The sequence below is a fragment of the Sinorhizobium sp. KGO-5 genome, from assembly GCF_036245905.1.
GTDB lineage: Bacteria > Pseudomonadota > Alphaproteobacteria > Rhizobiales > Rhizobiaceae > Sinorhizobium > Sinorhizobium meliloti_A.
This window is the reverse complement of record NZ_BDIZ01000002.1, coordinates 696,187-709,032: the sequence shown is the minus strand read 5'-3', so window position 1 is coordinate 709,032 and position 12,846 is coordinate 696,187. Positions and strand designations below refer to the sequence as shown.

Annotated in this window: 8 protein-coding genes and 3 pseudogenes; 7 read left to right on the top strand and 4 right to left on the bottom strand. The window is 58.1% G+C overall.

The genetic code is table 11. The annotated features are described in order from the left end of the window. Positions 1-187: 187 nt before the first annotated feature. The 3 genes and pseudogenes from BHD07_RS12635 to BHD07_RS12625 form a co-directional block, all read right to left on the bottom strand. A complete protein-coding gene (locus BHD07_RS12635) occupies positions 188-658 on the bottom strand; it encodes a transposase (protein WP_338280483.1) in 471 nt (156 codons plus the stop codon). A 181-nt stretch (positions 659-839) separates the two neighbouring features. Next, positions 840-1,409, bottom strand: a complete 570-nt coding sequence (locus tag BHD07_RS12630; protein ID WP_338280482.1) for a hypothetical protein — start codon at positions 1,407-1,409, stop codon at positions 840-842. Positions 1,410-1,605: 196 nt separating this feature from the next. Then, positions 1,606-2,130 (bottom strand): annotated as a pseudogene (locus BHD07_RS12625) (exonuclease domain-containing protein); the annotation flags it as partial. A gap of 936 nt (positions 2,131-3,066) precedes the next feature. Here BHD07_RS12625 and BHD07_RS12620 point away from each other — a divergent pair. Beyond that, the gene (locus BHD07_RS12620; RefSeq protein WP_338280480.1) at positions 3,067-5,253 is read left to right on the top strand and encodes a putative bifunctional diguanylate cyclase/phosphodiesterase; all 2,187 of its coding nucleotides are present in this window, start codon (positions 3,067-3,069) and stop codon (positions 5,251-5,253) included. A 407-nt stretch (positions 5,254-5,660) separates the two neighbouring features. Here BHD07_RS12620 and BHD07_RS12615 read toward each other — a convergent pair whose 3' ends face one another. After that, on the bottom strand, positions 5,661-7,397 hold the full coding sequence (locus BHD07_RS12615; protein WP_338280478.1) for a methyl-accepting chemotaxis protein: 1,737 nt from the start codon (positions 7,395-7,397) through the stop codon (positions 5,661-5,663). Positions 7,398-7,664: 267 nt separating this feature from the next. Between BHD07_RS12615 and BHD07_RS12610 the strand changes: the two are divergent. The 6 genes and pseudogenes from BHD07_RS12610 to BHD07_RS12580 all read left to right on the top strand — a co-directional run. Beyond that, positions 7,665-7,907: pseudogene (locus BHD07_RS12610) on the top strand (alanine--glyoxylate aminotransferase family protein); the annotation flags it as partial. Between the two features lie 167 nt (positions 7,908-8,074). Continuing rightward, positions 8,075-9,346, top strand: coding sequence for an extracellular catalytic domain type 1 short-chain-length polyhydroxyalkanoate depolymerase (locus BHD07_RS12605; RefSeq protein ID WP_338280476.1), 1,272 nt, complete (start codon positions 8,075-8,077; stop codon positions 9,344-9,346). Between the two features lie 660 nt (positions 9,347-10,006). After that, complete coding sequence (locus tag BHD07_RS12600) at positions 10,007-10,318, top strand: hypothetical protein (RefSeq protein ID WP_338280474.1); 312 nt, start codon at positions 10,007-10,009, stop codon at positions 10,316-10,318. Positions 10,319-10,354: 36 nt separating this feature from the next. Next, positions 10,355-11,265 (top strand): annotated as a pseudogene (locus BHD07_RS12590) (TerC/Alx family metal homeostasis membrane protein). A 267-nt stretch (positions 11,266-11,532) separates the two neighbouring features. Then, complete coding sequence (locus BHD07_RS12585; protein WP_338280941.1) at positions 11,533-12,096, top strand: dual specificity protein phosphatase family protein; 564 nt, start codon at positions 11,533-11,535, stop codon at positions 12,094-12,096. Positions 12,097-12,280: 184 nt separating this feature from the next. Continuing rightward, positions 12,281-12,598 (top strand): DUF1476 domain-containing protein, encoded by a 318-nt coding sequence (locus BHD07_RS12580; protein ID WP_102763016.1) that lies wholly within the window; start codon positions 12,281-12,283, stop codon positions 12,596-12,598. The last annotated feature ends 248 nt before the right edge of the window (positions 12,599-12,846 follow it).

Sequence of the window (12,846 nt, the reverse complement as noted above, 5' to 3'; positions counted from 1 at the left end):
GCACACTTCAACTGCCCGGCACCCGAAGCGGCGCCGCGTCCTTCGCGTCGCCAACTTCGCAGCTTACGTGCGTGCCACTAGCCGTCCTAGGGGCCTATTCGCGGCTATGCCCGGTCTATCGAGAAATTATTTCCGGCGTACCGCAGGACCGGATGGCCGCTGAAGAACCAACGCCTGCAATTTAAAGTCAATCCAGCTCAAGTCTTTTGCGCAGTTCGGCGTTTTCCGCCCGCAGCTTCTCCGCCAGTAGCTTGCGGAGCCTTTGGTTCTCCTCTTCGAGTTGGACAAGGTCTGCCAACTCATCGCCGGCCGGCACGGGCCTGGTGCCCTTAATACCCTTAGTGTCGTTTTGCTTGACGGCCTTCGCAGCGCCTTTCCAATGATAGTAGGTTTGCTCCGATATGCCGGCGCTCTTGATAGCGTCTTTGAGGGTACTGTTGCCTTGGACTTGCGTCTCAATCAGCTTGAGCTTCTCGCTCTTCTCCTGTTCGCTATACCTCCTGGGTTTCGCGGCCAACGCCTTTGATGAAGCTTGCACTGGTTCGGCAGCCGTCTTTGGACGCCGTGCCGACCTCTGCTTCTTGGTCGTCGGTGCTTTCACTTCTGCGTTCGCCGCTTCAGTTGCAGCAATCGGTCCCGTGTTACTTTCGTCAGCCATCAACAATTTCCTCCTGTGGTCATTGCCTGTTTTCTGCTTAGAGCACCACAGAGTCAACTCAAGCAAAAGAGTTCTGCTTTACGGATGGTTGATATTAGGCTTATGCCTGCAATGTGCCGATCAACGGGGAGTAAGGCTACGAGCTGTCGTCTCAATGACGTGACTCGGAGTGTCGCTACGCTCACGAAACATCGAAGCGCTCGAGCATCTTCTTGAGCTGAACGTTCTGCAGACGAAGCTTTTGAGCGAGCTGACCCCTCAGCATTTTGATTTCTGCATCGAGTGTTGCCACTTCATCAAAGAACAGATCCCGTGAAGACGGGAGTTGCACGCTAGGGTGATCCGTTGCGGTGACAGGGATCTGTGCAGCCACCTGCGCGTTGGCATTCTCCCCACGTTCTCGTCGTTTAATCCGTGCTTTCGTTTGCGACTTTGTGCTTACCGCGTTTTTTCGTACCAACGAAGGCTGTTCGGAAACCGTATTGTCAGCTTCACGACGCGCCGGTGCGTGAGCTTGTGCATCACCGATCGGCGGTCTTATCACCTGCGCAACACTGTCACCACCTTTCGCCTTATCGGATGCACTCGACTCTTGATCAACTAGCTTCGAACTGGGTAGAAGTGCGGACGCATGCTCCACTTCGCTCTCGACGGCCTTGGGGTCGGTGTCATTGCCAGTCGAACTGTCCTGCGCTTTCGCCGACGCTCGACGCGACGTCAGTTGGGCAATGAATTTCCATGGTGATTTCATAGTGATCCAACCTTGAGCACGCCGGACGGTGATCCTGCTGCCGCTGTCCCTTCCTCACACCTTTCGAGACTGCACCGCCATCGCGGTAACGAGCCTGCGCAAACTGCTTGCCGTGGCATACTCGTCAATGCCATCCGGATCACGCTTTGTATCGATCAAACGCCGTCAGCCTTTTTAGGGGTGGGTCGGCCTCTTCCCACTGATAGATCTCCGAAATGCTGGAGAACGCCTGGCAAAAGGGACGACCGAAGCGGGCATTGTGGGCGATTACGAGGTCGGCGGGATCGATCAATGCTCCAAGCAAGCCGACATCAATCATCTGCCCGGCAACCATCTCATCGGTAATTTCTGTGAGGCGGGTGATTTCAGGCGGGATCGGGACAGTCGGCTTCTGCAGGCCGCCGAAAAGACCTGTGACGTCGCCGATATGGCCCTCGTCATCGAAGGTAAACGCGACTGCGCCGATTTCGATGATCTCGTCCTTCCGGTGGTCGAGGCCGGTCGTCTCGGTGTCAACGATCACGCCAACGCGCGGATACCCCGGCCGCGGAGTCGCGACGATCTCGCGACCGACAAGCTTGCGCAGCACGCGATCGCTGCCGCGCTCCTCCAGCAACTGGGCCATGCTCTCGTCATCGAGGCGCCTCCGATACCGCAGTTTCAGGGGCGGTGGCAGCTTCACGAAAATACCATCGCCTGGCTCACACGGCGAGGGAAACATATCGAGCTGAGATGCCATCGGCCTCCAGTTTCCTTCGGCTTTGGCGCACCAACGGGTGCGGATCAGGCGTCAGGATAGAAACCGAGTGAGACGCTGGCAATGCGAAGGAGGGGCAAAACAGGACATTCAAGCCAAACTCCCCGGAAATCTGTCGAAACGGGAACAACCTCCCCAGCATCACCTTCCTTCTGGCCGAAATACCTGCCCGTTGAGCGAACCGGTGAACCGTAGGAAAAACCAAAGGGGCGGCAAGATTGGTCGCAGTGACGTTGAACCGAACCAACCTCACGACACGAAGCCTCTGCGAGTCCACACACCACCTGGGAGATGGTACATCTTTCCGGGTTCGGCTACTTCTTAAGGCGGCATCGGCTCGACAGTCTTTGCCGCTGGTGTTGACGGTGACGCGAGATGCGGACCGGGCCCACCTGACGAGCGCTGCAAAGCGCGACTCTGCGCCGTAGGTTCGCGAAAATCGGATCCCGGCCGATTGAAAGCGGAACATTACCCATGCGGGCCGAATTTGGCGCTACGCTTTCGCGCGCTAAGAAAGGACAACGCAGATGGCACACAGACAGCTGGTAGTCGCCGACATTTTCCTCGCGATGCCATCTGCCGCTATCGCTCAGAGCAGTTCGGATTCTTCATCAGGCAGCAAATCGGGCACGTCCGGAAACATCTGGTTAGCTTGGCTCCGTCGGCAAGAGAAATATGGCCGTCTTAGGCTCGCCATCAACCCCTTCCCTAAATCGGTGCGCTGATCACCGCAGAGGCGCCTCCGGTTGAGGCAGAACCTCCCTCGAGGAAGCACGTTAAGTCTCCATTAGCGTAGCAGCATGTACGTTCACGACGCAGCGCGCAGCGCGGGCATGATGCCTCCTGCTTCCCGGCCGACGGACCGAGGAATTTTTTGACAATCCCCGCAGGTATCATCCCATGCACAGGAATACACTCTCGGAAAGCCGCCAGACACAGCTATTGGTGCTGCTCGTCGCTGCTGTATTTATCTTGGTCGCAGCCGCACTCGCCGGATTAATTGCGGGCTCCATCGCTACCCTCACGACGACGGCCGATGACATCGATGACCAAAGAGCCCTGCAAGCAACTTCGGGAGCGGTGCAGGCGCTTCGCAAGCAGATGGCGGCGACCTTGCGCGACAACGCGTACTGGGACGATGCCTATGCCGAGGTGAACGCCGACACGCGCGCCGACTGGATTATCGAGAATTGGGCGTCGACCTCCGCCGACTACCCTCTTTATGACACCGTTATCGTTGTCGATAGCGAAAATCTGCCGGTTGTCGCGTACCGTAAAGGCGTTCCTATGGGCGTCATGCCGGGCGAATTTATTGACGATTTCCAGACATTGCTCGACGCGGCGAGACGGGTGAGAATGTCCGACGAAGTTCCTGTGCATTTCGCACGCTCCTCCGCCGGAACCGAACTAATCGGCGCGGCCGCGATCCAACCGTTCGAACGCGATGAGTCGCTCGTTCCGGGAGATTTCTATGTGCTCGTGTTCGCAAAGCTGATTACCCCGGCCGTCGTGGCCGAGGTGTCCAACAGTTTCGCAATTGCGGACCTGCGTCTTGAGTTGAAGCCTTCTGCGGGACGATTGGCCGTTGCCCTGAAAGGTGTGTCGTCCGACGATGTCGCCTATTTCACCTGGCCTTCGATGGCCCCAGGCACAAAAAGCTACGAGAAAGTCGACGGAGACCTACGAACCGCAGGCGCGATTTTAGTCCTATTTCTCTGTTCCATCGGATTCGCGGGTGGCATAACGATTCGCAATCTGCGCAAAAGCGAACTCGCTTCGCGCCGACGCGCCCTGCATGATCCTCTGACGGGCCTCTTGAACCGCGCAGGTCTACTCGAGAAGTTTGCTGCTGTTTCCGACCCCCTAAGACTGAACGGGAAGCAGGTGAAGCTCCATTTCATCGATCTGGACGGATTCAAGGCGGTCAACGACGTCTGGGGGCACGCGGTTGGAGACGCCCTCATTGTCGCTGTTGCCCACCGGCTGCGCGACACCTTGCCGAAGGACGCATTTGCTGCTCGCCTGGGCGGCGACGAATTCGCGGTGGTGACAATTAACGAACTTGGTGCTGAGCTCGCCCCAAGCTTCGGCGGGCGGCTTCAAGAAGCCTTGGCGAGCGTATTCGAGATTGACGGACGGTCGATCGAGATTGGCTGTAGCATTGGCGTCGCGGTATCTGCGCTCGGCTCGGTGCAGATCGCCGAACTCATGCGCCGCGCCGACATCGCACTTTACCGTGCGAAAGACCTCGGCCGCGGCATGACTATCGACTTCGACAACAGCTTTGACGATGACGCCCTCCAACAGGCGGAACTAGAAAGCCAGTTGCGCACCACGCTGTTGAAGGGTGGTATATCGGTTCTATTCCAACCACTAATCGATGCTCGCTCCGGCGCGGTGACCGGCGTGGAGGCGCTAGCGCGCTGGCGTAGGGAGGACGGGACCGCCATCGGTCCCAACGTGTTCATCCAGATTGCTGAGCGCGCCGGCATGATTGATTTGCTCGGCCTGCAGGTACTGACGACGGCTCTGAACGCCGCCGCGGCGTGGCCGGCGCTGAATCTCGGAGTTAATATTTCTCCGCTGCAGCTTAAGAACCCGCGATTCGTCGAGCAGGTCACAGCCGCAATTAGAGATGCGGGTTTTGACCCCCACCGGCTGACGATCGAGGTGACGGAGGGTGTGCTAATTTCCAATCCAGAACAGGCCCGTCGTGCAATCGACGGGTTGAAGAAGATCGGCGTCAAAGTTGCGTTGGACGATTTCGGTGCTGGATATGCCAGCATCGGATCGCTTCGGCGTTTTGGGTTCGACCGTATGAAAGTGGATCGCTCGCTGGTGGCGGCGCTGAAGGTCGATCAAAATGCCGGAGCCGTCCTTCAGGCAACGGTGGCGCTCGCCAATGCGCTGCAGATCCCTGTCACGGCCGAGGGTATCGAGACGGAACAGCAGGCGACGGCCGTGCGCCTGTCGGGTTGCGACCAACTTCAGGGATACCTCTTCAGTAGACCGGTGAGTGCCGATGAAGTTACGGCAATCTATTGCGCAGCCGCGGCGAGCTGCAGCGCGAGTCACAGCAGTCGCTGACCTGTTACGTTCAATCCCGGTTGGTATGCGCCTTTGGCGGGGGTCGCAGCGTGATTGTCTGCCGGGCTACAAAGGCGCCCTGCACATATAGACCCTCAATCATTCGTGCTCCTCGGCCGGGAATCGCCGTCTGATAGGAGTGTGCAACGAAGCCGTTTCGCCGAGTGCTCCGACTGCTGGGCGTTGATGAGTTACGAAAGTGCGGTCATGAAGCCGTGCATGCGTCAGAGGAGCTAAGAGACCGGTTACGCGAACGAAGAGCAGCATCCGTAAGCTTGTCCGCGAAGGCCACTATGTCGGCTCGTTTGACAATGTTGTCAAACGAGCCGTTTTGCATAACGATGCGGTAGCTGCGAGAAATCAGTACTCGTTTCACCAGCCTTAACTGCAGCGTTGCCGTTAAAGGCCTACGCCACCATGGCTGTCATGCGACCAGCCGCGGACGCCACGGGTCGGGATTGCTCGTTGACTGCTGTCGGCGCGGTACGGTGGGCACCGACCCCTGTTCCGACGTTGAACTGCCCTAAAAGTTCGAATAGTTTCTCTGCTTCTCGCGCGAGGCTGCAAGCTGCCGCCGAAGTCTCCTCGACCATAGCGGCATTTTGCTGTGTGCCCTGATCTATCGTGTTGACGGCGGTATTGATTTCCTTGAGACCAGTTGCCTGCTCCTTGGAAGCTACGACGATAGCCTCTACATTGCCGTCAACCTGCATAACCTGGGTCACCATCTCCTGCAGAGCCTTTCCAGTATTGCCCACCAACGCGACCCCGCTCTTCACGTGCTCATTGGATGCGTTGATCAACTCCTTGATCTCTTTTGCAGCCTTGGCTGAACGCTGGGCCAGTTCCCGAACTTCCTGTGCGACAACTGCAAAGCCCTTGCCGGCTTCTCCCGCACGCGCTGCTTCGACACCGGCGTTGAGCGCCAAAAGGTTGGTCTGGAAAGCGATCTCGTCAATCACGCCGATGATGTTGGCAATCTCACTGGCGGACTTTTCGATCTTGCCCATGGCTTCAACCGCCTGGCCGACGACATTGCCCGAGTGCTCTGCATTCTCTTTCGTCCTGCGGACCAGTTTTCCGGCCTCCTGAGCACGGTGGCTTGAGTCGCTGACGGTTGTAGTGATTTCTTCGAGAGCGGCCGCCGTCTCTTCTACCGATGCGGCCTGCTGCTCGGTGCGCTTCGACAGATCATTCGAGGCAGACTGGATCTGTTGGGAGGCGGAAGCGATTGCGCCGGCGTTCTCGGAAATTGTCTGCAAAGTCGAGCGGAGCTTAGAGGAAGCCCCGTTGAAGTCTACCCGCAACTTGTCGAGAGCTGGCAGGAACGGCACTGCGATCGACTGCGTCAGATCCCCCTCGGCCAGGGCGTTCAGTGCGCCAGCCAGTTGGTCGACATTGCCCACCCGGGCCGTGATGTCGGTCGCAAATTTCACGACTTTGAAAATGTTGCCGTTCATGTCGAAGATTGGATTATAGGTTGCTTGGATGAACACCCTCTTGCCGCCCTTCCCAAGCCGCATGAACTCATCCGAAACGAACTCACCACCGGCCAGCTTGTCCCAGAACTGGCTATACGTTTTGGTGTTGGTGTAGCTCGGCTCGCAGAAAATGGAATGGTGCTTGCCCTGAATTTCAGATAGCTGATATCCCATGGTCGTCAGGAAGTTTTCGTTCGCGGTTAGGATGTCGCCTTTAGGTGTGAATTCTATGACAGCCTGAGCACGGGAAATTGCGCTGAGCTTGCCACTGTCTTCGGCAGCCCTCCGCTTCTGGGTCGTGATGTCGGTGGCGAACTTAACAACCTTGTAGGGCTTGCCGCCCCTAAAGATTGGATTGTAGGATGCTTCAATCCAAATCTCAGTGCCGTCCTTTGAAATGCGCTTATATTGGCGCCGATCGTACTCACCACATGCGAGCCTCGCCCAGAAATTTCTGTAGTCAGCCGTCGCAGCCTCGGTCGGATCGACGAACATTCGATGATGCTTGTCGACGATTTCCCCCAACTGGTAGCCGAGCGCACGGCAGAAGTTCTCGTTCGCGGTTATAATCGTGCCGTCGAGCTTGAACTCGATGATTGCCTGAGACTTGCTCATTGCGTCGAGAATTGCCTTCGCGTCAGCGCCGGCACCAAATGCAAACATGTGCTCCTCCAAATCGGTGCATCTACGGACGAAAGGTCCATGCCATGGATCACAGCACGCAACTTCCTGATGGGAGAACCCTAGGATGCATGTATTTAGGATATGTGAATATTCTAAACAACGCATACGAAATGAGCGCACTCCTGCGGGTGTAACTGCCGCCATAGGTGACCACCAAGACGAGTGAGCGCGAAGTGCTGGAATATGTGCCTTCGCACTTAAAGCGAATCGTGCATCTTCGCCCAAGATGAGCTGCCGGGCCGGCGGCTGGGCGTCAGCTTCGTTTTCGACAAGGAGCACCGGCTGCCGCAGCTGAATACGGTTCGGCTCCCGGAAGGCGTGGAGGACGCGCCCGCGCGCAGACGCCTGCTCGACGAGTTCGGTATAGAGATCGGCGGAGGACTCGGGCCGCTCGCGGGGCGCATCTGGCGAATCGGACTTATGGGTGAGACTTGTCGGATCGAGAATGTCGACCGTCTGGTCCGGGCGATCGCAGCAGTTCTGCCGTAGGGAATACCGGGCCACCACGCCGGAACTGTCGTTGACGCAATCGGGGTTCACCGGGTGCGTGGGCGGCGGCGATAGCGTGTGTGAGCTGTCAGAATTGAATGCCAGCGTCTGAGCGGTTGCTGACTTAGTAATGCGTACGGACCATCTGCTCCGTCGGCAATGCCGACATGATCATCAAGATCTTCTCCGTGGCGGCGGTCGTATTTCTCCCGCCGACGCTCGTCGCCCCGATTTACGGCATGAACTTTTTGGGCACGCGAATTAACCTGAGAATCCCATTGTGCGACGCAGCATTCGTCCCCACATCAACAGTTCAGGCCCAATTGGCGGCCGAGGAGACGGCATTGCTCAACAAGCCCCCACAAAATCACCGCTTGGTCGAAATCGCCGGGTTTGGCTCAAATCCTGGAGCATTGAAGGCGTGGCTGTTTCTGCCGTCGATCATGGCCCCCGACGCCCCGCTTGTGGTTGCGCTGCATGGCTGCACACAGACAGCAGAGGGCTATGCAACTGGATCCGGCTGGTCTCAACTCGCAGAGCGACGCGGATTTGCGGTGCTCTATCCCGAGCAGCAGCGATCAAACAACGCCAACCTCTGCTTCAACTGGTTCGAGCCAGGCGACATCAGGCGGGATGCGGGAGAGGCGTTGTCCATCCGGCAGATGATCGGCCATCTCGTCCAGTCGCAAGGCATCGATCCCAAGCGCATCTTTGTCACAGGCCTGTCAGCAGGCGGCGCAATGGCGAACGTCATGCTGTCGACCTATCCCGACATATTTGCGGGCGGCGCAATCATCAGCGGGCTGCCTTATGGTGTGGCAGGCACGGTCGCTGAGGCGTTCGAGCGTATGCAAGGCCGCAATCCGCCGACTGTCTCCGGGCTTCAGTCCGTACTCAAGAGCGCATCGAACCATAAGGGGCTCTGGCCTTCGATTTCGATCTGGCACGGGACGCATGACCAGACGGTTCGACCCAGGAACGCGGACCAGATCGTCAAGCAATGGTCCGGCGTTCACGGCCTCGCCACGGAGCCAACGCGGAGCGAGTTGATACATGGCCATAGCCGCAGAGTCTGGCTCGACGCGGATGGTAGGCAGGTCGTGGAGACCTATTTCGTCAAAGGGATGGGCCACGGTGTTCCTCTGGCGACGAGCAGCGATGTCGCGATTGGGAGAGCCGGTCCGCATATGCTTGAGGCGGGAATTTCCTCGACCGTGCGTATCGCACGTTCATGGGGTCTGGCTACGGAGGCAGACGTCGAAGAGGCTGAGACAGCCGGCAATTTTGTCCGGCGGGAAGAACCCGAGGTCGCGGCATCCACGATAGAAAGGGCATTGCGCTACGCCAGATCGCGGGCGACCACCGTCGGCACTGCTTCGGACGGCAGGATCGCCAAGGTCATAAACGACGCGCTTCGAGCGGCGGGTCTGATGCGGTAACAAGATCTTCGCGTCAGCGGATATGATCACCTCGTTGCGAACACAATTTGCCTCTATACGCTTGCACATCGGCCTTGCTGGTGAGCGTCTGAAGATGTTTCCGGGGCCGCAAGTCGCTTGAGACTTTTGACCACGGATGTACTGGCACTGGAATTGAAGCGACGTGAGGAAGGTCGGGTTTGCCCGGCCTTTTTTGTTGCCTGGCGAGCAGGCACAACATCAGTTCCGAATTGCGGATCCGCGGCAGGAGGAAATCGGTATTGCGGGAAATCCCTGCTCGGCAGCCCAAAAGCGGTGACGTCGTTGAGACACTAAATCTGCAGCTGGCACGCTGGCTCGGTTCTCTTGAGCACTGTCCGTCAAAATAGCACGTCGATCCTCGATCCCTGTCGCCTTGATGTAAGTCAAACTATCGTCCCCTTCGTCTAGTCGCCGGGCACGGCACGCGATATTCGGCTCAACGCGACGGAAAGAGCGGTCAAGGATAGACGACGCTAGGTGATCGATTAGCCAATCGGCCGCCCGTGAGACTTGAATGCCGGGCAACGCAACCCACATTAGCAGCTCCCCTGGTCCGGGCCCCTCTGGCGAAATCCTCGGCACTTTTCGCGATGTCGGACCATTTTCCGACATCCTGCCGAACCCTATACGAGGATTTTCGTGATCTCGGACGTCACAGCTTGGCTGTTTGCTCTTTTCATCGTTGACCCGCTTCAGGCGGAGATCAGCACGCGCTTGGAGCGCGCTAATGTTCCAGTTGAGGCAATCCAGCAGTCTCGGCAGTGTGCCGATTCCCATGGGCGGCGGCTTCTGCAACGCGCCGGGGAAGAACCCGGTTGGGCTGTCGCCACGGCGATGGGCGTCGCCATCGGATGGACCTCGCCGGTTCAGCTTCTCGACGCGGGCGACCCGAATTGTTCTACCCTCATCCGAGTTTTTCAGACAAAGAATGACCAGGACGGCGAAGCCTGATCACGGACCCAGAGTTTGGCGCAGCAGCTAAGCTGCGTGGCATCGCCTCGGCATCTGTGGGCCAGTTTTGCCGCATTGGCCGTGCTGTTCGGACTGTATGTCGGCCTCCTGTATGAGCCAGATCCGCAGTATTACGAGATTCCCGCCGATCTAAACCGCCAGGCGGTCATCCAATACTTCACCGGCTATCTCCTCGAAACGGCGCTGGCGTTCGACAACATCTTCGTCATTTCGTTGATCTTCACCCACTTTTGCATCCCTCGCGAATATCAGCACCGAGTGCTGTCTGGGGGATCATAGGAGCGATCGTGTTTCGCGGGATTTTCATCTCGCTTGGCGCCGCGGTCGTGAATTCGTGGACGTGGGTGCTCTACGTCTTCGCGGTTTTCCTTATCTACACCGGCTGGAAGATGATCACCGGACGCGATGCGGAGTTCACGCTTGAGGACAACAGAATTCTGGCCTTCGCCCGCCGACACCTGTGGGTAACAGACCAAGTGTACGGCCACCATTTCTTCCTGCGCCTCCCGCATCCCGCGACCGGACACGCGACGCTCTACGCGACACCGCTCTTTCTGGCGCTGGCGATGGTGGAAACCGCCGATATCGTGTTCGCCGTCGATTCCGTCCCGGCAATCTTTGCCGTCACGCGTGATCCCTTCATCGTCTACAACTCCAACGTATTCGCCATCCTGGGCTTGCGTTCCATGTACTTCATGCTCGCCGCAGCGGCGGCGCATTTCAAATACCTGAAGTACGGCCTCTCACTCGTGCTCGTTTTGATCGGAGCAAAGATCATCTGGAATTTTGGCCTCTCGAAAGAACTCGGCTGGGTGCCTTACCTCGCGCCACAGTGGGTATTGCTTGTGACCCTGCTCGTGATCGGGGGGGCCATCGCCTATTCCGTGCTCCGAACCCGCAGTTCTCGTATGACGCACAGGGGGTGAAGCGCCGGGCTGCCGGTGATGCTTACTGTGAGCATGTAACACCAGACGGTGGAGGGCGCTGCCAAGCCAAGTCCCACAGACTTGTCAGTATTTGGACAGGTCCCAGGAGATATTGCTCCCCCAATCATGGATCCGACGGCAATCACGGATGATAAGAGGCCGACCGGAACTCGCCGTTACGGCGGCAGAAAACGCGCCTGGCGCTCCGGGCGGAAAGCCAGGCGTGCTGACTGCGCCCACCTTTCGTGCGCAACAACAGGGTTGAATATGAACAGATTCTTGAAGGCAGTCGCAGGTTCGGCCGGCGCAACCGCGCTGATTTTTGGCGCCTATCTGGGTGCTCTCCAACTCACCGGCAATTTCCACGAGGTGCTGCCGGCGGAGCTCTACCGATCGGCACAGCCTTCTGCCGCGGACGTCGCGAGCTATGCACGGCAATACGGCATCAAATCCATCGTGAATCTCCGGGGCGAGAGCAGCGAAGACTGGTACCTGCGGGAGGTCGATGCCGCCAACCGAGACGGCATCGCTCATTTTGATTTCCGATTGTCGGCTTCGAAACGGGTGTCGCCGCGGCAGGCGCGGCAGCTGATCGCGCTGCTGCAAACCGCACCCAAGCCGATACTCATCCATTGCCAAGCCGGCGCTGATAGAACGGGGTTGGCCTCAATGCTCTATCTTCAGCAGATCGCTGGCATTGATGAAGAGATCGCGGAGCGGCAGCTGTCGGTCCGCTACGGTCACATCGGCCTTCCTTACATTTCTGCAGCCTTTGCCATGGATGAAAGCTGGGAGTTCTTCGAAGAGGTCCTCTTCGGTCTGACGAGTTGAGTGCTCTGGGTCGCGCCCACTTCGCAGGCGCCCCGCAAGAATTGCCGCGCGCTTGCGTCCACCGGCTGACACGATCAGGACTTGCGAGTGTCGTCCAACCGCGCCATCCTCGGTTCCGACGAGCTCCGTGAGCCGGTGGATATCGGGCACGTCGGAAATCGTACCGGAACCGGGAGGTTAAGCCGTGAGCATAAGAGATCGCCAGGAAGGCTTCGAAAAAAAGTTCGCGATGGACGAGGAAACCAAGTTCAAGGCCATGGCCCGGCGCAACAAATTGTTCGGCCTGTGGGCCGCCGAAAAGCTCGGCAAAACGGGCACGGATGCCGACACCTATGCCAAGGAGGTGGTGCAGGCAGACTTCGAAGAGGTAGGAGACAATGATGTGTTCCGCAAGGTGCGCACCGATTTCGATGTGGCCGGCGTGGTCCTCTCAGATACTCAGATCCGCAGCATCATGGATGAACTGCTCGCTGCTGCAGTCGAGCAAATCAAGAACAACTGAGCAACGCTTAACCCGACAAAATCCCCCCGTGGCACGAACAGCAGCGCCGTTCCGATCGACAATTTATGCGATCATTCTCGCCCAGAACGTGATCCCCCTCGCAACGTGCCGTTGTCTGGGGCTCGTGAAGAACGCCTCCCTTCGACCCCTTGCAGTCATTGGTACCCGACAAAGCGAACGTCGCGTCAAGCTTGATCTTCGAGTTGCATGTGAGTACCTGCATCAGCATTGTCCCGTCCTAGACTAGG